Source organism: Rhizobium sp. CFBP 13644 (assembly GCF_014842165.1).
Classification (GTDB): Bacteria; Pseudomonadota; Alphaproteobacteria; order Rhizobiales; family Rhizobiaceae; genus Agrobacterium; species Agrobacterium tumefaciens_C.
Window position 1 is genome coordinate 571,482 of the sequence record NZ_JACYVF010000001.1, and the last position, 21,994, is coordinate 593,475.

A 21,994-nucleotide genomic window follows, 5' to 3' on the forward strand; every position below is an offset into this window, starting at 1 on the left:
TCGTGGCTTAATAGTCTTCGTCGCTGCGGCGCTGCGCGACACCTTCCTCATCCGGATTGCTTTCATCATCGGCAACGGGAATGGCGTAGGAGCCTTTCAGCCAGCGCGAAAGGTCCAGAGACCGACAGCGATCCGAGCAGAAAGGATAGTCTTCGCGCGTGGAGGGCCTTTTGCACTCCGGGCAAGGCTGCGCCTTTCGCAGCGGTGTGACAGTCGGTTTGTTGGATGGATCGGTCACTGGGATCAGCCTTCTTGCCAGGAGGAAGCCACCTCGAAGCCTTCACCAGCCAGAAGTGACACCGTTTCATAGAGCGGTAGCCCGACGACATTGGTGTAGGATCCGGTCAGCTTCTGCACGAAACAACCGGCAATGCCCTGAATGCCGTAAGCACCCGCCTTGCCGCGCCATTGGCCTGACGCGATGTAGCTTTCGATTTCATCCTGCGACAGGCGCTTGAAACGAACCTTGGTTTCAACCACCTTCTGGCGCACCTTACCGCTGGGTGTCACCAGGCAGACGCCCGTATAGACCCAGTGGCTGCGGCCCGACAGAAGATGAAGTGCCGCCGAAGCCTCTTCGATATACTCAGCCTTGCCGACAATGCGGCGGCCCACGGCCACCACCGTATCGGAGCCCAGCACATAGGCGCCCTTCCAGGCAAGCTCGCCCTTCACCGCCTTGTAAGCAGCCTCAGCCTTCTGCAAGGACAAGCGGCGGCATAGAGTGCGGGGATGTTCGAGCCGGGCTGGCGTCTCGTCGATATCCATCGGCATCAGACGTGCGGGCTCAATGCCCACCTGATGCAACAGCTCAAGACGGCGTGGCGACCCGGAAGCCAGAATCAGCTTTTGTTTTGCGTCTGTCATGCTCTGCCAGTCGTCCGGTCTGCCGGGCGATTACTTGAAACGATAGGTGATGCGACCCTTGGTCAGGTCATATGGTGTCATTTCGACAAGCACCTTGTCGCCCGCCAGAACGCGGATACGGTTCTTGCGCATGCGGCCGGCTGTGTGGGCAATGATTTCGTGTTCGTTTTCCAGCTTCACGCGAAACGTGGCATTCGGCAAAAGTTCGGTTACGACGCCCGGGAATTCGAGGACTTCTTCTTTGGTCATATAGAGTTTTTCTTCCTGTTGATAATGCCGGACCAAGCAGTCCGGGAAAATTGCGCGGAAACTACACAATCGCCGCACATTTGTGAACCTAAATTGTCAATCGTTTTAAAGTGTCTCGGAAAAGAGCCTTGGCCGCTGCGGCAGGCGCTCCGAAATCAGCTTTTTGAGATGCTCGCGCACCTCGCGATAGGCTTCCAGAATCTGTTCCCGCGTGCCTGTCGCCACCGTTGGATCCATGGTTGGCCAGTAGACGACATCAAGGGCGTTCGATCTGGTCAGCTCAAGGGCGGCATGATGCGCTTCTGGCGTCAACGTAATGATAAGATCAAAGAAATCATCCTCGATTTCATCCAGCGTTCGCGGTTTATGTTTTCCAAGCGTCAGGCCCGCCTCATCCAGCACCGCATCCACGAAAGGGTCGCGCTCACCTGCGCGCACGCCTGCCGATTGAATGTAGATGCCGGGAGCAACGATCTGCTTGGCGATGACTTCGGCCATGGGGGAGCGAATGGAATTCATGCCGCACATGAACAATATGGCGCGCGGGGGCTTGTCTTTCAAGTCGATGCCGACAGGGTCCTGCACGCCTACCCCCGCCAATAGAGCACACAGACCAATGTAAACAGACGACGCGCCGTATCGAAATCGACCTTTATCTTGCCTGACAACCGGTCCATCAGCGTTTGCGAACCATCATTGTGGATGCCGCGCCGCCCCATATCGATGGCCTCGATCTGGCTTGGCGTAGAGGACCGTATCGCCTCGTAGTAGCTTTCGCAGATCATGAAATAGTCTTTGATGATCCGCCGAAATGGCGTCAACGAGAGGATGTGGGTGGCAACAGCCTGCTCGTCTTCGGTCCTGATGGTGAAAACCAGCTTGGTATCGACAAGCGAAATATTGAGCTTGTAAGGCCCACCCGCATGGCCATTCGGCTCGAAACTGTTTTCCTCGATCAGATCGAAGATTGCGACGGCGCGTTCATGCTCCACGTCGGGTGTGGACCGGCCGATGCTCTCGTCCAGTACCACATCGCAGAGCCTGAAAGCGCCTGGCTCCATCTTTTAACCCTCTAGATTGAGGCGGATGGCAACGGAGCGCGCATGAGCGTCCAGCCCTTCGGAATGGGCAAGTGTGATGGCTGCCGGTGCCAGTTGCCGCAACTGATCCGGCCCCAGCCGCAGGATGGACGTGCGCTTGACGAAATCCAGCACCGACAGACCCGACGAGAACCGCGCAGACCGCGCCGTCGGCAGCACGTGGTTAGAACCGCCGACATAATCGCCGATAACCTCGGGCGTGTGGCGCCCAACAAAGATCGCACCGGCATTGCGAATTCCAGCCATCAACGCATCAGGATCATCCACCGCAAGTTCCAGATGCTCTGCCGCGATGCGATTGGCCAGCGGAAGCGAGGCCGCGAGGTCGTCGACCAGAATGATCGCGCCGAAATCGCGCCAGCTCGCAGTCGCCGTCTTTTCCCGCGACAAAAGCTTCAACTGGCGCTCGACGGCCTGCTCCACCGCCTTGCCCAAGTCCCGATCATCGGTGATCAGAATGGATTGCGCGCCCTCATCATGTTCGGCCTGCGCCAAGAGATCGGCGGCCAGCCATTCGGGATTGTTGTTTTTGTCGGCAATCACAAGCACTTCGGAGGGTCCGGCGATCATGTCGATGCCGACAGTGCCGAATACATGGCGCTTGGCCGCGGCCACATAGGCATTGCCCGGTCCGACGATCTTGGCCACGGGCGCGATTGTCTGCGTTCCATAGGCGAGTGCCGCCACAGCCTGTGCGCCGCCAATGCGGTAGATTTCCTCAACACCTGCAATGCGCGCTGCCGCCAGCACCGCCGGGTTGATGACACCGCCATTGGCCGGAACGACCATCACGACGCGCTCAACGCCGGCAACCCGTGCCGGAACCGCGTTCATCAGCACCGAACTCGGATAGCTTGCGGTGCCGCCGGGCACATACAGACCCACAGCTTCGATGGCCGTCCAGCGAGAGCCGAGGCCCACACCGATATCGTCCTCGTAAATATCTTCCTTCGGCATTTGCCGGGCATGGTGCTTTTCAATTCGCGCGGCCGCAAGCTTCAGCGCGTCCAGCACGGCAGGATCGACCTGCGCAATTGCTGCATCGATTTCCTCAGCGGTCACGCGCATGGATGTCTTGGTAAAATCCAGGCCATCGAATTTCAGAGAATAATGGGCGAGCGCCTCATCGCCACGGGTGCGGACATCATGAATGATATCGCGCACGACAACATTGACGTCCTCGGAGACTTCTCTCTTCGTCGTCAGGAATGTCGCGAATGCCTGTTCGAAATCTTGAGACGATTGTTCCAGCCAGATTGCCACGTCACTTACCCTCTTGATGCCCCAAAGCTCAAACCCCGGGGCGAATGCTTTGCCTGCACATTTCACTCAACGCAGCGCGCCTTCCGAAAATCACACCGGACTTCCTGAAGGCGAATTGCTCTGGGGTATGTGGCATAAATTAAAACAGGCGAGCAAGGCAATTCACCCTGCCCCGGCTTTATAAGATCAGTCTAACGAATGTTGCGGTTGCGATGCCGTTTCCCAACCACCGCTGACATCGGCCAGTTGCGCCTCGATGCACTCGACATCCAGCGCAATGGCACCGCCACCGGACAGTGTCAGCTCCACCGTTCCATCGGGGCCTTCGCCATTCTGGGTGAACTGCACGGCCAGCAGCGACAGGACCTGATCCTTGTTGTCGCGGTTGAAACCGTAGGACCGCACATTGCCCACGCGCTTCAGCGCCAGGACGCTGCGGCAGCGCTCGGGCGACTGGCCTTTTTTGGTCGTGTGTTCCCAGACAAAGCGGTTGGCAGACAGAACGAACTGGCCGTGCTTTCGATCAAAGGACACATCTTTCAGCTTGAAGACGCTGTCCTGCATGTGTGTCGAGATGATGGAGAGGTCTTCTCCATCCAGCGCCATCAATTTAAGGCCGCTCATCGTATCTATGCCCTCCGTGTGCGGCCAGAGCCGCTCAAATTCCATTGTGACTCGGAGATAGGCAGTCGAGGCCCGATCTGCAACCAGCGGGCCTCGATGACGGGGCGATATTAGTCGCTGACGCGCTCAACCTGCGCGCCGCAGCGGTTGAGCTTTTCTTCCAGACGCTCGAAACCACGGTCGAGATGATAGACGCGGGAAACCATTGTTTCGCCTTCAGCAACCAGACCGGCAATGACGAGCGAGACGGATGCGCGAAGGTCGGTTGCCATGACAGGCGCGCCCTTGAGGCGGGAAACGCCTTCGATACGCGCCATCTGGCCGGAGAGCGAGATCTTCGCGCCCAGACGCGCCAGTTCCTGCACGTGCATGAAGCGGTTTTCGAAGATCGTTTCGGTAATGTGCGAGACGCCCTGCGCACGCGTCATCAGCGCCATGAACTGCGCCTGAAGATCTGTGGGAAAGCCGGGGAAAGGCTCGGTCACGACATCGACGGGGTGAATACCGTTGCCGTTGCGCACAACGCGCAGGCCGGTTTCCGTTTCGGTGATGGTCGCACCGGCAAGCTTCAATGTTTCCAGTGCGTTATCGAGCAACGAAGCCCTGGTGCCTTCCAGCAGAACATCGCCACCCGCCATGGCAACGGCCATAGCATAGGTGCCAGTTTCAATGCGGTCTGGAAGCACGCGGTGGCGCGCGCCGTGCAGCGATGTCACGCCTTCGATTGTGATGGTGGAGGTGCCTGCGCCCTCGATCTTCGCACCCATCGCCTTCAGGCAATCGGCAAGATCGACAACTTCCGGCTCACGCGCTGCATTGTGAATGACTGTCGTGCCACGCGCCAGCGAAGCCGCCATGAGCATGACATGGGTTGCGCCCACAGAAACCTTGGGGAATGTGTATGTCGCGCCGATAAGGCCACCCGCCGGTGCTGTCGCATTGATGTAACCGCTGTCGATTTCCATCTTCGCGCCCAGCGCCTCCAGCCCCTCAATGAACAGGTCAACCGGGCGCGTGCCGATGGCGCAGCCGCCAGGCAAGGACACGCGGGCCTTGCCATCACGCGCAAGAAGCGGGCCGATGACCCAGAAGCTTGCGCGCATCTTGGACACCAATTCGTAGGGTGCCGTCGTATCGACAATCGTGCGGCAGGTGAAATGCACCGTGCGAGAATATCCCTCGCCCTGGCTTTCACGCCGTCCGTTGACGGATACGTCCACACCGTGGTTGCCGAGAATACGGACGAGCTGCTCGACATCGGCCAGATGAGGCACGTTTTCCAGCGTCAGAGTGTCACTCGTCAGCAAGGAAGCGATCATCAAGGGCAAAGCTGCATTCTTTGCGCCGGAAATCGGGATGATGCCGTTAAGTTCGTTGCCGCCGATGATTCTGATGCGATCCATACGTGCCTACGAGCGATGCGCTCGCCTTTCCTGAGTGCTTGCAACGGAAAGGCGCCGCGCCATCCGTTGTGTGATATCCGGTCTGAGATCGGTTTTGAGAGCGGGCCTGCCGCGTAATTCGTCAGGCTACGCAGTAAAGGAAACTCAGCGCCAATTCAATTTTCTGATGAATATTTTATGTCAGCACGATTCGTCCGTTTTTGCGGCGGGCAGACCATTAGTTTCGTCTGCCTCTCCGGCGCGTCGTGCGCGCGCCTGCTGTTTGCGCCGCGCCAGGTTTTCCCGCAGCTTTTTCGCCGCACGCGCCTTGCGCTCGGCCTCCTGCCGCTTGGCCCGGTCGCCGGGTCCATTTTGCCCCGAAGGAGGCTCAGGCTTATCCGCCAGATTTTCGTGATGATCGTCCATGGGCGCACCCATAGCCGAATTCACGGCTTTTCAACAGCCCCCACCGGTTTTTGCACTGTTGAACGACGAAGTCTGTATTTGCGGCTTGCGCTCGTCATAAACCTATGGCAATAGGCCCCAACTTGATGTGAAGCACCTGCTTCGGCGTCAGATGCTGCGGTAGCTCAGTGGTAGAGCACTCCCTTGGTAAGGGAGAGGTCGAGAGTTCAATCCTCTTTCGCAGCACCATTTCCCAAGTTTCCATTATTTTTGAAATAGATTGTCGGCATGGCTGTTTCAGCACGCGCTTAGTCGCGAGCGAACTTGCGCTGCCGCTTTGGGAATGATGTGCTTTTGAAAGTGGTGCAGGGCCGCGTTCGACGCATTGAAGAAACATGTCAGCCCGACAGCGCGCAAAGGCTGCCACCTGCTCGCCTCGCACGCGGGCGCGGCTTTTCAAGGCAGGCGCGGACATACCTGCTAACCATCGCATCGTTTTAGCTGTGCTTAAAACCCGGATTGAACGCGGGAGAAGACCATGTTTGTGAACATGCCGATCTGCGCACCGACAAAGGGTGCTGACACGCCAACCGCCACCATGACCGCAATGATCTTGGGAACGAAGGTCAGCGTTGTTTCCTGAATCTGGGTCAGGGCTTGAATCAACGCAATGACGATCCCGACGATCATCGCTGCACTGACAGCAGGGCCAGATGCAATCAGGACAGTCCAGATCGCATTCTGCATAATATCAAGAGCGTCGGCCTCGTTCATCTCGGCGGCTCGATTCACTCGGCGTCACGAAGCCGAATTGAGACATGAAAATTTGTGACGCCGTTACCGTCAGGCAAGAGCGATAGATGATTCGCGCCCCGCCGTTAAGCCGGGGTCTGCGCTATTTTGATGCCCTGGGTAATGGCAATGCTGGCACCAGAGGTGGTTGTTGCCGTCAGGCCCTCTGCTGTGACCTTGATGGAGGCCACGACACCGCTGGTCTTTTCATCCGCGCTGGTAATTGTCTTGCCGATATAGGAAGACGCATTCGCCAGCGTGGAATTCGACAGCAGGCTCTCAAGATTGGTGTTGGTCTTGATCTGCTGCTCCACCTGGGAGAAGGTCGCAAGCTGCGATACCTGCTCGGTGGCGTCCATCGGGTCCGTCGGATCCTGGTTCTTCATCTGCGTGATGAGGAGCTGCAGGAAGTTGTTGTAGTCGAGCGTAGCCTTAGCGGAGTCCTGTTTGGACGCCGCTGGGGTGCTGGTCTTGGATGTACCTGTGGACGAATTGATTGGGTCTACCACGGTGCAATTTCCCGTCTCAGTTCACTGACCACGGCAGGCGTGATCTCGTGGCTGTTGAGAATGGCCTCTTCCTTGGCGTAGAGGCCGCGGATTGTCTTGAGGGCGTCGAAAGGCCGACCAGACGAAACCGTCGCATCCACCCGCTTCAATTCAGAACGAATTTCTTCGTTCTTGAAGGTTGTCAGAAGCATGGTGATGGACTTGCGGAACAGTGAAAGCGACTGATCCTTGCCTTCGGGGTTGATCAGCATCATCTGAACGATGAAATACAGCTGCCGCAAAGGTGTCGTCGTGTCTTCAAGTTGCAACACGTGGTTTTCCAGAAGGAATGTCACGTCGTTGAGAAATTCCAGAGACACTTTCCGGTCAACGCGCAGAACAGCGCCGTTGATGAAAATCTTTTCCCCAGACTTCAGAGAGATCCGCAGTGTACTTTTCATTTTAATCCATCCTTGATGATGGTTGTAACGTCGATAATGCCCTGATAATTCTTCGAAGTACGCTTGCGTATCAGCTCACACTCTCTCAGAATCCAGATAGCGATGGATATCAGGTTGGCTTTCAGTTCAACGGGAAGCTCATTTTCCGATTGCTTAAGATCGTCGATGAGCCTTGTCCAAACGCGTCTTGTATAAAAAATTGCCTCGATGCCGTCCTTGCCGTAATTGTCCTGGCCTTTGGCCACGGTAAGAAGTTCGATCGATCTCTCTAGGACCTGTCTTTCCCTATCCCGGGCGATATTGGGGTCATCCTCCATTATCTCCGCATATGAAAACTGGAACATTCATCTTTCCTTCATGGTCTCAACCGGCACCCGTCATAGGCGTTTTCTGTTTTCGTCAGAGATAGTTCACCAGGCTCAGGCCCTGGATTTTCGAAGTGATCGAGTAGGAAGTCTCGACCTGGTTCAAAAGGGTTGTGAGGCGCGTGGAAGCTTCGTACGTGTCAACGCCAATGAGGTTGGTGAGCTGCGTATCGATGATGGTCTTCTGGGCGCTCATGTAGGTATTCGCCTTTTCCACACGTTCCTGGGAAAGTCCGATCTTTGAGCGCTGGGTATCGATGCCGGAAATTGCCGATCCGGCCAGGCTGGTTGTGGTGCTGTTGACAACAGCCAGCGCACTCGCGTTCAATCCGGTATTTACCAGTTGTGACGATATCACACTTGCAAGAACAAGGTTTTTAAAACCATCGGAGTTGGCCGTCGTGGATGTAGATACGGTTTCCGAAGTACTAATGCGGCTGCTCATTGTGGCTTCGGATGCGCCTGTCCAGGACGACCAGTCGAGATTGTCCTGATAATCGGTCAGGAAGGTCTTCATATCGTCAGCCGTCACCGCAGACGGGTCGGGAAACTGAAGATCGAAGGCATCCTTGAAGTCCTTAGTGAAATCCGCGACGAACGTATCGCTCAGCGTCTGGACGTCCGTGTTGATGCCGGAGAACAGGAACTCACCATTGACAGCCGTGTTGGAGTAGCTGACGAAATTCTCAAGCGTGGACATGGCCGTCGTCTGGGCAACGCTCAAGCTGCTGGCATCCGTGTTGCCGCTGAGTGCAATCGTCGAGTTCAGAAGGCTCTGTGCGGAAGCAGACATGTTTTCCATGGCGAGCTGAGAGGCGTCCATGCGCTGCTCGGCAATGGAATTGGCATCCATGATGGACTGAAGACGGCTGCTTTCGCGATTGTAATCCACACTCGTCGATGTGCGTGTTCCAAGTTCCAGGCCCACATCGGCATAGGTGCCGGTCACAGCTTCGGTCTGCAACTTCGTGATTTCCGTCTGCGCGGTCGCGACAGTCAGCTGCATGGCATTCGTGATGGAAAGGGATGAGATTGGGGTCGTTTTCATATTAGCCTGCGGCCTCCATCAGCGTCTTCAAAAGGTCATCAATGGTCGACATGAGTTTTGCCGCAGCTTTGTAGGACTGCTCGATATCCAACATCTGGATGAGTTCCTCATCCAGATTGACACCTGTCGAGTTGGAGTAGGCCTCTGTTGACTTGTTCAACATTGCCGATGTGCTTTCCGCAGCCGTCGTCGCATTGCTGCGATACTCTTCCACGAACCCGATCGAGTCCGAGGCGAAGCTGAGCAGCGTCACTTTGGTCGAGATGCCTGCATTCGGGTCGAACTCAACCTGTGTGTTCAACGCTGCTGCATATTTGTACAGCAGATCGGAATAACCGGAGGAGCCGTCCACATTTGGCGTATCCCCGGCAATGTTGCCGTCACGCAGCTTGATCGGCGACGCGGTCGCATCTGCTGACACGGTGATCAAACCAGCCAGGCCAGGCACGAGTTCAGCCGTCTCGAAATCGACGGTGGAGCCATCCTTGGTGGTGAACAGTCCGGCGATGGCATCGCCACCAGCGTCGACTTCAGCAAAGGCTCCGATGACCGTACGTGCGATTTCATCGAGCTGCGCCTGGTAGGTCGGGTAGACCTCATCGCGCAATTGCAAAAGTGCCGGAAGGCTGCCCTTGGCATTGGTGTTGCTGCCAGCGCTGGTCTTGATCGACACGCCATCGATATAGATGCCGGCGCCGGTCGAGCTGGCGTCATAGGCCGCTTGCGGGTCGAACGAGACTTTGCGCGCCGTCGTTTCAAACAGCGTCGTGCCGTCAGAGGTATAGATCACCATGTCGTTGTTGGAACGCGTGGTGGTGGAAATGCCGACAATGCCGGAAATCTGCTTGAGAAGACCTTCGCGCTGGTCGAGCGCATTGTTCGGGTCCCCGCCTGCCGCCGTTGCGGAACTAACCGCATTGTTGGCCTGCTCGAAATCAGCCAGAAGCTGGTTGAGCTTCTGGATCGTCGTGTCGATCTTACTATCGGCGTCCGCTCTCAACTGCTGAACAGCCTCGGTAGAGGTGTTCAGAGAGCTGGCTACGTCGCCTGCGGCACTAATGGCGGCCGATGCCAGCGTCACGTCACCGGGTGACGCGGCGTAGGTCTGCATGGCTTCCTGCAGTGCCGAGAGATAGGTGGAAGGTGCTGCCGTGTATTCTTCGCCACCCAAAAGGACGCTCAGCGAATTCATGCCATCGAGGAATGTCTGCTTGCCGGCATCGTCGGAGGTTGCCGTCAGCGTCTGCTTCAAAAGCGCGGTGTCTTCGGTACGCTCGATCTTGACCGTGATTGCGCCTGTGGAGGCGTTCGTCGTCGTGATCGCCGTACGGCGATTGTAATCCGCAGTGCTGGCGTTCGAAATGTTATTCGAAACGACACCCGTCTGAATAGCAGTGTTACTCAGAGTTGCCTTTGTCGTATTAAGCGCCGATCCCAGAGACATTCACTCGTCCTTTAAAGCGTTACCGTACCAGATTGATGAGAACGTCCATCAGATCGGAACCGGTCTGGAAGACTTTGGAATTGGCCGTGTAGCTGCGCTGTGCCTGGATCATTTCTGTCAGTTCAGTCGCGATGTCGACGTTGGACGATTCCAGCTGCTTGGAATTGATGGAGCCAAACCCGGTCTGACCCGCAAAGCCGAGCGTCACGACGCCGGATTCTGCACTCGGCTGGAATACGTTTCCAGACAGGACAGAGAGGTTGTCAGGGCTTGCTACGTCAGCAAGAGGAACGCGATAGAGCGGCCGAGCTGCTGATTTTGCGTAAGTTGCATAGACAGTACCGTCAGAGTTAACCGAGATGGACTGTACCTGCTCTGCAGTATTGCCGTTGATCCCGCCCTCTTCAATGGTCGAACCGGCTGCTGACAACTGCGTCATACCAGACAGATCAATCACAATATCTGTGCCATTGTTTGGGTCAGAAATATTCAAGCTGGTGACATCAAAGGTCTTGGTTGTAGGATCAAATACCATGGTATCAGACGCAACAGAGGGCTGCGAATAAGGGAACGAACCATCCGCGGAAGCATATGCAGCGTCATAAACGGCCACTTCCCACTGGTTGTCTGCCGACTTGGCGAAATAGAAATCGTATTTGATTGCCTTGCCGAGCGTGTCGTAGCCAGTCACGGACGTTTTAAGCGTACCCTTTTGATCCACGACCACCGTCGCGTTCTGATTGCCTGGGAGGTTGGCAGGATCCACAATTGGCGCGGACGAGCTGAGGTTACCCGTAATGGAACCCAGCGTGGATTCCGTCGCCGTCATGCCGTTGGCTGAAACGTTGACAGGCACAAGACCATCGTAGCTGTTGATCACGGTCGTTGGTGTTGTGCCGGTATACTCGTAACCGAGGAGCGTGAAGCCCGCATCATTGACAAGGTTGCCTTCGTCATTTGCCGTAAACGAGCCGGAGCGCGTCAGGAAGACGTTGCCTGCCGTGTCCTGCACGACGAAAAATCCGTCACCGTTGATGGCAAGGTCCGTCGAAGACTGCGTTCCAACAGCCGCGCCCTGCTGGGAAATCGAATATTTTACTTTGGTATCAACGCCACCGGAATTGTAGTTGCCCCCGGCTGAAGAAAGGACAAGCGAAGAAAAAGCTGTCGAGGCGCTTTTGTAACCGGTGGTGCTGGAATTAGCGATGTTGTCGCCGACTGTGCCGAGCTTGTTTGCCTGGGCACCCATGCCGGATACGGCGGTTTTCATCGTTCCAAAAAGGCTCATCTCGAATCCTCTGCTTTAACTGTCTCGACGTTAGGATGCGGGCCTTGCGTGAAGCTGTCTGTTTTTCCGCTGGTTGAAAAAGTTATTCAAAAAATAAGATATTAGGCGGAACCAATTGGCGCAGCGGCCGTTGTGATATCGATATGTGATGAAAATCGAATATAGCCTTTGAAAAGGCTTAAACGAAAAAACGCCGCGGGCTGGATAGACCCACGGCGTGTCAGGGATAGGCTTGCATGTGTTTTCTCCAAATACCTTTTTCAAGGATCTCCGGGGGTGAACCTGCTTAGCTCCAGTCGATGCAGTAACCGAGAAATCTCTTGGAATCGATCGGGTCGAAACCGAGCTTCTTGCGGAGCTTCTTACGCAACTTGCTGATGTGGCTCTCGACGACGTTCTCTTCGACTTCCTCGTCGAAAATGCCATAGATCGCGTTGAAGATCTGCGACTTGGAAACGCGGCGACCTCGATTTGCGATTAAGTATTCCAGAATACGACGCTCGCGGCGCGGCAATGCGAAGAGCTCGCCATTGACCTCGGGATCGCGTCCATCCGAAAACACTCTGATCGGACCAACATCCGTGAAATTCGTCAGCACCGACAAGCGGCGACGAATTGCAGCTGCACGCGCCAGGATCTCTCTTGGATGAACAGGCTTGCGAACGACATCGTCCACGCCACAGTCAAACAGAGCAAGCGTTGCATCCAGCGAATGATGATCGCTGACTGCGATCACAGGTGCCTGCGAGCGATCTCTGATCGCGCGTGGCAATTCATGCGTCATCTCCGCTTGCCCGATCAGGAAAGCTTCGATTGCAGCGACGTCAGAGTCCGCTGCTGTGGTCACCCACTCACCAAATTCAACCGGGTCAAACCCGGTCGAGGGAATACCCTCTCGCCCAAACAGGGCTGTATAGCCATCCTTAACAAGCTTCCGCTCATCAACTACCACGATCATTCGTCCGCCTCCGAATCAGTGTAGCCAATCTACAAGCTGAGGTGTACGAATCGTGGGAATCTCTCACAACTACAAAAAAGCACAGGCATTAATTAATAATTGATTAACCATATTGTCCCGATTTGATCTATATCTAGTAGGCCTCACGAAAAATTGGGATATTTTTTCGGGGGAAAAGTGCGAGTCAAGCCACTTAGTGCTTGCGTGCCTTTTTTTGGGTTAATCCTGCCACATTTGTTTTTTGGGCCCTTTGCGAGCCTGCTTGCAACTTTTGATTGCTCAACTCAGGCAGAAATTTCTCGCATTAGCGGTCCACTGACCATAGCCGGTAGCGATCAGATTGGAGATGACACGGCACACATATCGCTGTTGGGCGGGGTCATTATTGGGTCCAGCGTGGTACCGCGCGACCGCCATCGTCCATGTCTCGTGTCGGTCGTGAAGCCTTTTCAGGAACTGCGCGGCATAGGCGACGTTCTTCGCGGGGTCGAACATTTCGGCAACGGATGCAAATTCACCTCCGTGGAAATGGACGTTGATCTGCATGCAGCCGATGTCGATCAGCTTTGCACCGCCGCGTCTGGCATCCTCCACCAGCTTGTAAGCATCAGGCATGGTGGCAGGAAAATAGGCCTTGCCTTCAATGTTGATGGCGTAGGGGCTGAGCGACCCCTTGCGGCCTGTCTCCGTCAGACCGACCGAATAGAGGATGCCTTCGGGTATCCCATAATGGCCTGCGGCGGCCTGTATCTGGCGTTCGCAATCTGCTTTAGAGGCTGTCTGGGAGGCCTCACAGATAGACGTGGTCAGGACGAGTGCCGACGCCGCCAACAACGGTTTCAGGCTGCAAAATGCTCTCATTGATAGTGGTCTCCTCACGGCCGCGTTGCCCTGGCTGCCGGTAAAACTGTTCCTGCGATTTGTCGCCATCGCCGCGCTGACCCTGCTGCGCGCCATTCTGGCTTGCATCGTTTGGCTGGCGGTTGCCGGTGGCGCTATCCTGCCGGTCTGCATTGCTGGCCAGTGTCACCGTCACCTGGTCGACGCTGAAACCCTGTGCCTTCAGGGCATCCATGATCTCGGAGCTATCTTTCTGCAGTTCGCTATAGCCCTTGAGCGTATGAGCCGTGAGCTGCACACTGAGCTCGTCGCCCACCAGCTTCATCGCTGCGGTCACGTGCCCAAGCTCAACCGGGCTCATCTGGATCTTCAACACGTGGACAACCTGCCCCGTGCTGGAGATCATAGGAGTGTTGCCGGTCTGCCCAGCCATAGAGGCCGCCCAATCGGGATCAGCGGCCATAGCACTGCTGATGGCAGTCGCATTGGAGGCAGCCGCCATGCCGACAAAACGCCTGCTCTCCACGACCTGTACGATATTGGTGACATCACCTGATGCCTTCGCCACATCCAGGGTGGCGGTACCGTCTTCGCTGGTTTCAATGTGGAAATCGACACCCGGTGCGTCCTGCTTTTGCAGCCTGACCACCGTCGATGTAGTCGCAGCGCTGTCAGAAAGACCCGGATCAGCCGCGGCAGTGCCGGTTATGCCTCCCTGTTGTGCCTGTTGGGCCATGGCATTTTGTGCTTCCGGCGGGGTGTTCTGATTAACCGGCATGGTGGTCGAGGACAGCAGGGACAGGAGATCCATATTGTCGCCAGCGCCTTCAAGGGGCTCTGCCTCCACCTCACCCTCGCCTGCGTCCTCCCCGCCATCGCCCGCTTCATCTGCCTTTCCGGAGAGAGGCGATGTGACAAGATTGGTCAGGGCCGTCACAAGCGCTGCAAGGTCGTTATCTGGAAGAGCCGCGACATTGATATCGTTCAAAGGCTTAATGACATTGGCAACATCAGACTGCTTGCCCGCCTCTGTCGCGGCCAGCGCCGTCTCCAGGCTTAGGTCTTGCTGCACAGGCAACACGGGCTGCTCGATGACGATTGGAGCCGGCGCGACAGGATTGGCGTTGGAAACTTGGGCCTGCGTTCCCGAAACGGGCGCCGCGTCTGGCGCGCGTGCCGCTTCGGATACGACCGGTTGGACCGGGGCCTCGTTTACCGAGGCAGAGCTTGTATCCGCTGATGGAGTTCTTTGATGTGCGGGAGACGAGCTTTGCGGTGGCGATTTGCTTTTTTCAAACGATCCCAGTGTATCGGAAAAACCCGTCCCTCCCCTCTTGGACGCGCTTTCTTTATTCTGCCGGTTAGACTGGCTGACGGAGTCGGCCATACCCGGAATAACAGCCTGTGCAACGTTCATGCTATCTCTCCTCCTGCTCCAGCAACGAGTCGATCTCGGACAGCCGAGCTCTGCTCTTGTTGAAAAATTCGTTCAAAGGCGCTCCCGCTACGTCCTGCGGCGATGGCTCGGCAGGTGCGGTAGCGTCGCCAGCAGCCGGTTCAGCCGCTTTTTCCGGCGCATCCGGTGCGCCACTGGCGCTGGGTGGCGGTGTCGCGACGGCAGGCTGTCTCACAATCTGTTCGGCAATCGTCTTTGCAGCATCGCGCAATGCGATATCGCGAGGCGACAACTCCTCGTTTGGTATGCTGGCCAGCGCTTCACTGGCACTGCGAACATCTTGGCCCGGCACACCCGCCAGGCCAGAATAAAGCTTGGACAGGGGTGCGCGAGAGGTCTCGCCGGTCTGCGATGTCAGCCCCGCGACCTGCTCTGTGGCAAAGCTGGCCAGTTTTGTCTCGCCCCGCAACGAAGCCTGGCGCGCGATCCGAAGGTAGATTTCTTCCGCGCGGTCCGGGTCCATCAACTCCGCAATCTCGGCAATCTTCTCATGGGTAACGGCACCATTGCTCTCGACAATGAAATTGACGAAGAGATCGGCAAATTGTGATGCGTAGGGCGAATGCAGGAACCTAACGGCGTATTTACGGATATATTCGAATGTCTTGTCCGGCTGCTTGGCTTGCATCGTCGCGATGATGGACCGCCGAAGAGCCGCTTCTTCGATAATCGAACCGGGTGCGGTCAACCGCGCATCGTCAAAAAAGACGAGTGAGGCCACGGGGTCCCTGTTGACCGCTATGTTACCGGCAATCAGCATAAGGTACGGTCCGAGGACACCATTGCGATATTCGGGAAGAATATCGGCGATGACCTTTTCAGCCTGCTGGCCACGACCGTTGAAATACTTCTGAAGCACGTTGATGACACGCGAATCGAAGTTACCCTGCACATCTCGCGCCACCAGATATTCCAGCGTCTGCGGGTTGCCGCCGCTCATGATGTAGGCAAGCGCTGCGTCTGCATTGTGCTCATCTTCAAAGACCGACGCATCGGATGTGCGAAGCGTTGTGTCCATGGTCTCGAGAAGATATTTCTGCATCTCACGTGCGGCGTGATCACCCATCACCACCGAGTCCTGAACGAACTGTAGGGAACGCAGGATCTTGGCCGGTGGCAAGTCGCTCTGCGCATGTCCGTAACCGGCACTAGCCAGCCACGGAATGCCAACGAACAGAACAGCTAGGCGGGTCGCTTTCATCATCCGCTGCCTCAACTATCCTCTAGCAAAATTTCGATGCGACGGTTTGCACCATCCAGGGGATCTTGCGTGGTTTGCAAGCGACGGTCGGCAAAGCCGGAAAGCTGCTTGATGCGTGTTTCGTCCAGGCCACCGCGAGACAGCATGAAATAGGCGGCATGGGCGCGGTCCATCGAAAGGCTCCAGTTGTCTTTTCCGCCGCTGTTGTAGGGACGCGCATCCGTATGGCCGCGAATGACGACAGCGCCCTTCTGCTTGCTCAAGACCGAGCCGATCTTTTCCATGGCCAGAACGAGATCCTTTTGCGGAACCGCTGATCCAACGTTGAACATGGCCGTATCGGCTTTTTCGGAGATCGTGATGAGCGTGCCACCTTCGGCTGGCGTCACAACGATGCCTTCGGCAAGCTTGCCCGCAACGCCACCAAGCTGCTTTGCAATCTCATCGCGCAGCTTGTCGGCGGCTTTCGCCTCGGCTGCGGTCGCAGGTTTTGGCGGCGCGGGGGTGGCAGGCTTTGTCTGTGGCTTGGCGTTAGCCTTCGGCGGGCTTGGCTCTGTCGAGACTTCGCCGATTTCATCATCCGCAGCCGGATCAGCCTTTTTGGCGTTCGGATCGACTGGTTTCAAAGGATCGGCAAGACCGGTATCCTCGATGACACTTGCAAGGTCCTGCGAAGCGACAACGGGTTTCGGATCCGTCTTCTTCTGCGCCTTTTCAGGCAAAGCCGTGTCCTGAACCGTCATGCCGCCCTGGTCCGGGCGCACTTCGACCTGCTTGCTCCAGAAATCCGGATCGAAAGGATCGCGGTAAGCCTCACCGCCGGAAGCACCTGTGGATGGACCGGATTCGCCGGCACCGCCCTCACCCTTCACGCTCACATTGGCCTGCTGGCCAACTTCCTGCGCGATCTCGGCCAGAACGGCATAGGGATTTTCAAACAGCGCCGCTTCCGAATAGGCTGTCTTGTCGCCAGACGAGGAGGTCATGTCTTCACCGCTGGCTGCAGCTGCGGCATCCTGCGGCTTTTCCGATTTCGTGTCAGAGGTCTGCTGCGTCTGCTCGCCCTTGGCGGTTTTCGCAGGCTGCTTCATGCCTCTGTCGGCCGGTTTTTCATCCGTCAACTTGATGGGGTTAAAATAGCTGGCAACTGAAGCCTTCGTTTCCTCATTCGAGGCATTAACCAGCCACATAACGAGAAAGAAGGCCATCATGGCGGTCATGAAGTCGGCGAATGCGATTTTCCAGGCGCCACCATGCGCACCATCGTGACCGCCCTTGTGACGCTTGACGATGATGATCTCGTTCTTGCCGTGATGGTGATTTTCGCCTTCACTCATCGGCTAGACCTCTAGTATTCTGGAAAAACTCCGAAAGTCTTGTCATCAAGATTGAATTATCCATTTGAACTTTAATATCGATATCGTCAGACACATCGTAATCGACCTGATTGTCGACTTCGCCCAGCGTCTCGCGAACGCGTGACAGAAGGCGGTCGGGGCCCGTGATCTTGATCGTGCCGGCAAAACCACCCTCGATCTCGCGCGTAATTTCGGCGGAAATTCCCGTGGCTGCCGTCAGCGCGAGGTCTCGCTCCATCACCGCAGAGAACAGGCGCAAACACGCAGACTCGACATTTGCGGCAATGGCCTGCTTCATCGTTGTAACCGATGTGGCGAGATGCGTTGCGATTTCGTCTTCGTATTTGTTCCGCATCGCCTCGAGCTCATCGGCGTGGCTGGCACGCAATGCCTCGATTTCTTCCTCATGGATCTTGCGCTGTTCCTGCCCGGCTGCTTCCTGGCCGTCGGCAAATGCCTTGCGCTTTTCCTCGTCCAGATCAACGACATCTTCGGGTTCAGCCGCCCAATCGCTCTGAAAGTCAGAGACTGGAGCATCGAAGTCGAATGCACTCGTTGACGGGGCTGGAGTTGGGGCAGCCGCAGGCTCGCCGAAATCCTTCAGATATTTTGCCAGTGCTCCGCTCACAGCTTCACCTCGCCCAGTAACGTGCTTGTCGTTTCGATGGAGAAGAAAATCATGAAATCATCCGCAAGGTATTCAGAGAGGGCCAGCAGGATCGGGTCGTTTGCTCAACACCCAAGAAAATCCGGCAGCAATTCAGTTTTCTAAAATAGAGGTTCAAACTTGTGCGAGGATGAACCCCCAGGCGTCATCAGCCAAGAAGGCCTGCGAGGCTTTTTTCATGATTATTGGCCATGGATACGACTTCGACGGCCAGATCGCGTTGGGTCTTATAGGCCGTCAACCGTGTCGACTCCTCTTCCATGTTGGCATCCACCAGTCGGCTGACACTCTTGTCCATGGAATCCTTCAAGGCGCTGATGAAGACTGTCTGCTGATCCATCCGGTTCGACATGCTACCGATCGACCCGCCCAGAACATTGAGCTGCTTCTGGATATTGCCGACCACATAGACCATGTCGTCAAGCTCAGCCTGGGTGGTTGAATCCGAAACCATGATTTCGGTTCCCGCAGCGGCGGTAGCGGAGTTAGCGTTGAGCAGGTAGTATTCACGCGGCGCCGAAGGAACGTCGGGGTTGCGGGCGCTCGCATCCATAGATTTGGTCATCAAGCCGCGTTCCGCATCGTTTGTGTCCACCATTGTCGTCTGGGATGTGCGGACTTCGAGATATTGCAGCGAAATGGCGCCCGTTGTGCTTTTGTTGAACGCAAACGGTACAGATTTGACCGATGGAAGCAGCTCACTGGTGTTAAACAGCCAGTTGTCTCCAGAGAAGGAGGCTGCCTGTGCAACTGAGTAAAGATTGCTCTTGAGGGCATTGATGGCATTGTTGATCTGGCCGCGGTCGGCGCCTGTTTCATGGGCCGTTGTCAGCTGTATCATGATCTGATCGACAACATCGATCATCGACGACACCGCCTCATAGGCAGTGTCGGCCTTGGATGCGCCGAGATCCAGCGCGTCGCTGACACTGGACAGAACGCCGCTATCCGATCTCAAATTGGTGGCTGTGGACCAGTAACCCGAATTATCCGCGGCATTGGCAATCTTCAATCCCGAGGTCACGCGCTGCTGCGTTTGCTGCAGCGTATCATCGCTGAACAGAAGCGTCTGGAGAGCACTTTGCACGGTGTTGGAAGAGAGAATCTTGGTCATGGAACCTACTTCGGGCAGAGAGAAACGGAACATGCCAGAACACACTGGCGCTAAGCCGCACTCTCATCATGAAGAGGCTTGGGTTGGGCAAAACATGCACAACGCACGGCTGGAAGGTTAACGAAAGGATAAACCTGTGACAAGCCATGTATAGGCCCAAGCTATGGCGAAGCTTGCGCAATGTGCGGTGCGCGAGAAAAAATGACGTGTTTTGAAGTGCTTGCCGGCAAACACGAAAAAACCGCGCCTCCTTTTCAGAGGGCGCGGTTTTGATGTGAAAGAGCAGAAACTTACTGCTGGAAGAGCGACATGATGTTTTTCGCGCTGGAGTTCGCAATCGACAGAGACTGGATCGCGAGCTGCTGCTGCGTCTGCAATGCAGAGAGCTTGGCCGATTCTTCTTCCATGTCGGCATCGACCAGACGGCTCACACCGGCTTCCATCGCGTCAGACAATTTCGCGGAATAGGCATCCTGCAGGTCGATACGGGTCTGAAGGGCGCCGATAGCCGCAGCCGAGTCAGTCAGGCCGCTCATTGCAGCTTCGACGGTGGTCATGAAGGCGTCGATTTCACCCTGGGTGGAAACGCTGGTCAGCTGCACGCTCATGACGCTTCCGAGGATACCACCCTCGCCAACGCCGCTGGCATTGATGGTGGAGAACATGGCGTAGGATGCAATGTTGAATTTCGCGGTCGTAACGCTCACACCGCCGCTGGATGTACGGATGAAGCCATCGACGACGCTTGCTTCGGTGGAGTTGCCCAGAACCATCCAGTTTTCGCCGGAGAAGGACGCACCCTGAGCGATTGCCGAGAGCTGTTCCTGAAGCTTGCCGATTTCGAGCTGAATCTGCGCCTTGTCGGTTGACTGCTCGCTTGCTGTTACAAGCTTGGCCTTGATTTCGTCGACCGCGCTGATGGCGCTTTCCATGGCGGCATAGGCTGTATCAACCTTTGCAGCACCAACACCCAGAGCGTCAGACGCTGCGTTCAGCGCCTTGTTGTCGGAGTTCATGGTCGTGGAGATGGACCAGTAAGCGACGTTGTCCTTGGCCTGACCAACGCGGAAACCAGACGAGACGCGATCTTGGGTGTTGGAGAGGTCCATGTTGATCGAGCGCAGCGTCTGGAGAGCAGACATTGCAGAGGTGTTTGTCAGAATACTTGTCATCTTCAGGTCGCCCCTTTGGCAAATTCTTTAAGAAGGGACATTCCGGTCAAGCCGGGAAACGCAGCAGGCAGCTTCATGCTTACCGATTAAGAGTTCGGTGCGCTGTTTCGATGACCACAGAAAACAGGTTTTTGGTTAACAAAGATTTAATCGTAGGGATTCTTTTACCTTATTGAAGAAAGCATTAAGACCGAACGACCCGGTTAATCATCAATAACACATTGTTAATTATGCAGAATTTTAAATTCGAATGGTTAATATTTTTTTATAAAAAAAAGCCGCGCTGAGAGCGCGGCTTTCTGTTTTGAAGAGTGAAACGACTATCTGAAGAGAGTCATGATGTTTTCGGAGCTGGAGTTCGCAATCGAGAGCGACTGAACTGCCAGCTGCTGCTGTGTCTGCAGGGCCGAGAGGCGAGCTGATTCTTCTTCCATGTCAGCGTCGACCAGACGGCTCACGCCAGCTGTGATCGCATCGCTAAGCTTGGCAGAATAGTCGTCCTGCATGTCGATACGGGATGACAGAGCACCGAGTGCTGCGGCACCGTCTGTAAGCGTGTCGAGAGCAGTCTGAACTGTGGTCAGGAACGTGTCGATGTTGCCCTGAGTCGTTACGCTCGTCAGAGAGATCGTCATAACGGCAGCCAAGATGCCGTTGCTGCCGACGCCAGCAGCGATTGTGTCAAACAGGGCGTAGGAGCCAGCGTTGAACGTTGCTGTTGTTACCTTGACAGTGCCGTCGGCGCTGCGGATGAAGCCATCCACAACGGTTGTGGAGGAAGCGGCGCCGCGAACTGCCCAGTTTTCACCGTTGAAGGATGCTGCCTGGCCGATGGCTGTCAGCTGTTCCTGAAGCTTCTTGATTTCGAGCTGAACCTGGTCCTTGTTAACCGAAGTTTCGCTGGCGGTTGTCAGCTTTGCCTTGATTTCGTTGACGACCTCGATCGCGCTGTCCATGGCGGCGTAAGCTGTATCAACTTTCGCAGCACCAACACCCAGAGCGTCGGTCGCAGCGTTGAGCGCTTTGTTGTCCGAGTTCATGGTTGTGGAAATCGACCAGTAGGCAACGTTATCGGCAGCCTTGCCGACCCTTTCACCAGAAGAAACGCGGTCCTGCGTTGTGGAAAGGTCGCTGTTGATTGAGCGAAGGGTCTGCAGTGCAGACATAGCAGAAGTGTTGGTCAGGATGCTGGTCATAGTATTAATTGCCCCTTTGGCAAGTAAATTGAAGGGACATTCCGGCCTTTACCGGTAAACGACGATCAGCTTCATGCCTGCCGAGCAATATAGTTAACATTCGGCCGTCGTTTCGATAGACCGATCTAAACCCATTAAGGTTAAGGACTTCCAAATATTGTATAAATTTTTAGTTAATTTTGAAAATAATTTGGTAATACTTTGTTAACGAACAACGAAAAAGGCCGGACCTCGCGGTCCGACCTTCGAATTTCCG

General features: G+C 55.8%; 25 protein-coding genes and 1 tRNA gene. 1 reads left to right on the forward strand and 25 read right to left on the reverse strand.

What is annotated here, in order from left to right:
* Window positions 1-7 precede the first annotated feature (7 nt).
* The 9 genes from yacG to IFT53_RS02760 all read right to left on the reverse strand — a co-directional run bounded on the left by yacG (window position 8) and on the right by IFT53_RS02760 (window position 5,911).
* Window positions 8-238 (reverse strand): DNA gyrase inhibitor YacG, encoded by a 231-nt coding sequence (gene yacG, locus IFT53_RS02720; protein ID WP_192063423.1) that lies wholly within the window; start codon window positions 236-238, stop codon window positions 8-10.
* 5 nt (window positions 239-243) lie between these two features.
* Window positions 244-867, reverse strand: a complete 624-nt coding sequence (locus tag IFT53_RS02725; protein ID WP_042618034.1) for a Maf-like protein — start codon at window positions 865-867, stop codon at window positions 244-246.
* Window positions 868-897: 30 nt separating this feature from the next.
* On the reverse strand, window positions 898-1,116 hold the full coding sequence (gene infA / locus IFT53_RS02730; protein ID WP_027673809.1) for a translation initiation factor IF-1: 219 nt from the start codon (window positions 1,114-1,116) through the stop codon (window positions 898-900).
* A 105-nt stretch (window positions 1,117-1,221) separates the two neighbouring features.
* Entirely contained in the window at window positions 1,222-1,644 is a 423-nt protein-coding gene (locus IFT53_RS02735; protein ID WP_192063843.1) for an arsenate-mycothiol transferase ArsC, read from the reverse strand.
* A gap of 59 nt (window positions 1,645-1,703) precedes the next feature.
* Window positions 1,704-2,177, reverse strand: a complete 474-nt coding sequence (locus IFT53_RS02740; protein ID WP_042618033.1) for a UPF0262 family protein — start codon at window positions 2,175-2,177, stop codon at window positions 1,704-1,706.
* A gap of 3 nt (window positions 2,178-2,180) precedes the next feature.
* Entirely contained in the window at window positions 2,181-3,479 is a 1,299-nt protein-coding gene (gene hisD / locus IFT53_RS02745; RefSeq protein ID WP_192063422.1) for a histidinol dehydrogenase, read from the reverse strand.
* A 186-nt stretch (window positions 3,480-3,665) separates the two neighbouring features.
* On the reverse strand, window positions 3,666-4,103 hold the full coding sequence (locus tag IFT53_RS02750; protein WP_042618086.1) for a DUF2948 family protein: 438 nt from the start codon (window positions 4,101-4,103) through the stop codon (window positions 3,666-3,668).
* 110 nt (window positions 4,104-4,213) lie between these two features.
* The gene (gene murA / locus IFT53_RS02755; RefSeq protein ID WP_192063421.1) at window positions 4,214-5,506 is read right to left on the reverse strand and encodes a UDP-N-acetylglucosamine 1-carboxyvinyltransferase; all 1,293 of its coding nucleotides are present in this window, start codon (window positions 5,504-5,506) and stop codon (window positions 4,214-4,216) included.
* A 180-nt stretch (window positions 5,507-5,686) separates the two neighbouring features.
* A complete protein-coding gene (locus IFT53_RS02760) occupies window positions 5,687-5,911 on the reverse strand; it encodes a hypothetical protein (RefSeq protein WP_244656197.1) in 225 nt (74 codons plus the stop codon).
* 153 nt (window positions 5,912-6,064) lie between these two features.
* On the opposite strand from IFT53_RS02760, the gene IFT53_RS02765 reads away from it, so the two are divergent.
* A tRNA-Thr gene (locus IFT53_RS02765) sits at window positions 6,065-6,139 on the forward strand.
* Between the two features lie 258 nt (window positions 6,140-6,397).
* Here IFT53_RS02765 and fliQ read toward each other — a convergent pair.
* From fliQ to IFT53_RS02845, 16 genes are all read right to left on the reverse strand, one after another.
* Window positions 6,398-6,664 (reverse strand): flagellar biosynthesis protein FliQ, encoded by a 267-nt coding sequence (gene fliQ / locus IFT53_RS02770; RefSeq protein ID WP_042618030.1) that lies wholly within the window; start codon window positions 6,662-6,664, stop codon window positions 6,398-6,400.
* A gap of 104 nt (window positions 6,665-6,768) precedes the next feature.
* Window positions 6,769-7,191 (reverse strand): flagellar hook assembly protein FlgD, encoded by a 423-nt coding sequence (gene flgD, locus IFT53_RS02775; RefSeq protein ID WP_042618029.1) that lies wholly within the window; start codon window positions 7,189-7,191, stop codon window positions 6,769-6,771.
* Entirely contained in the window at window positions 7,185-7,631 is a 447-nt protein-coding gene (flbT, locus tag IFT53_RS02780; protein ID WP_042618028.1) for a flagellar biosynthesis repressor FlbT, read from the reverse strand. The genes flgD and flbT overlap by 7 nt, the downstream gene beginning before the upstream one ends.
* The gene (flaF, locus tag IFT53_RS02785; protein ID WP_042618027.1) at window positions 7,628-7,975 is read right to left on the reverse strand and encodes a flagellar biosynthesis regulator FlaF; all 348 of its coding nucleotides are present in this window, start codon (window positions 7,973-7,975) and stop codon (window positions 7,628-7,630) included. The genes flbT and flaF overlap by 4 nt, the downstream gene beginning before the upstream one ends.
* 55 nt (window positions 7,976-8,030) lie before the next feature.
* Entirely contained in the window at window positions 8,031-9,044 is a 1,014-nt protein-coding gene (locus tag IFT53_RS02790; RefSeq protein ID WP_042618026.1) for a flagellar hook-associated family protein, read from the reverse strand.
* A 1-nt stretch (window position 9,045) separates the two neighbouring features.
* A complete protein-coding gene (flgK, locus tag IFT53_RS02795) occupies window positions 9,046-10,488 on the reverse strand; it encodes a flagellar hook-associated protein FlgK (protein WP_192063420.1) in 1,443 nt (480 codons plus the stop codon).
* 19 nt (window positions 10,489-10,507) lie between these two features.
* Window positions 10,508-11,776, reverse strand: coding sequence for a flagellar hook protein FlgE (locus IFT53_RS02800; protein ID WP_042618024.1), 1,269 nt, complete (start codon window positions 11,774-11,776; stop codon window positions 10,508-10,510).
* Between the two features lie 286 nt (window positions 11,777-12,062).
* Window positions 12,063-12,734 (reverse strand): transcriptional activator Rem, encoded by a 672-nt coding sequence (gene rem, locus IFT53_RS02805; RefSeq protein ID WP_042618023.1) that lies wholly within the window; start codon window positions 12,732-12,734, stop codon window positions 12,063-12,065.
* Window positions 12,735-13,013: 279 nt separating this feature from the next.
* Window positions 13,014-13,577 carry a transglycosylase SLT domain-containing protein gene (locus IFT53_RS02810; RefSeq protein ID WP_446737652.1) on the reverse strand — a complete coding sequence of 188 codons (564 nt, stop codon included), beginning with the start codon at window positions 13,575-13,577 and terminating at the stop codon, window positions 13,014-13,016.
* Complete coding sequence (locus IFT53_RS02815) at window positions 13,525-14,991, reverse strand: flagellar hook-length control protein FliK (RefSeq protein ID WP_192063418.1); 1,467 nt, start codon at window positions 14,989-14,991, stop codon at window positions 13,525-13,527. The genes IFT53_RS02810 and IFT53_RS02815 overlap by 53 nt, the downstream gene beginning before the upstream one ends.
* A gap of 1 nt (window position 14,992) precedes the next feature.
* A complete protein-coding gene (locus IFT53_RS02820) occupies window positions 14,993-16,234 on the reverse strand; it encodes a chemotaxis protein (protein WP_192063417.1) in 1,242 nt (413 codons plus the stop codon).
* An 8-nt stretch (window positions 16,235-16,242) separates the two neighbouring features.
* Window positions 16,243-17,568: a MotB family protein gene (locus IFT53_RS02825; protein WP_192063416.1), complete on the reverse strand. Its 1,326-nt coding sequence runs from the start codon at window positions 17,566-17,568 to the stop codon at window positions 16,243-16,245.
* Window positions 17,561-18,217 carry a hypothetical protein gene (locus IFT53_RS02830; protein ID WP_192063415.1) on the reverse strand — a complete coding sequence of 219 codons (657 nt, stop codon included), beginning with the start codon at window positions 18,215-18,217 and terminating at the stop codon, window positions 17,561-17,563. The genes IFT53_RS02825 and IFT53_RS02830 overlap by 8 nt, the downstream gene beginning before the upstream one ends.
* Before the next feature lie 187 nt (window positions 18,218-18,404).
* A complete protein-coding gene (locus IFT53_RS02835; RefSeq protein WP_192063414.1) occupies window positions 18,405-19,370 on the reverse strand; it encodes a flagellin N-terminal helical domain-containing protein in 966 nt (321 codons plus the stop codon).
* Between the two features lie 290 nt (window positions 19,371-19,660).
* Window positions 19,661-20,542 carry a flagellin N-terminal helical domain-containing protein gene (locus IFT53_RS02840; RefSeq protein WP_042618019.1) on the reverse strand — a complete coding sequence of 294 codons (882 nt, stop codon included), beginning with the start codon at window positions 20,540-20,542 and terminating at the stop codon, window positions 19,661-19,663.
* Window positions 20,543-20,862: 320 nt separating this feature from the next.
* Complete coding sequence (locus IFT53_RS02845; RefSeq protein ID WP_192063413.1) at window positions 20,863-21,738, reverse strand: flagellin N-terminal helical domain-containing protein; 876 nt, start codon at window positions 21,736-21,738, stop codon at window positions 20,863-20,865.
* Between the last annotated feature and the right edge of the window lie 256 nt (window positions 21,739-21,994).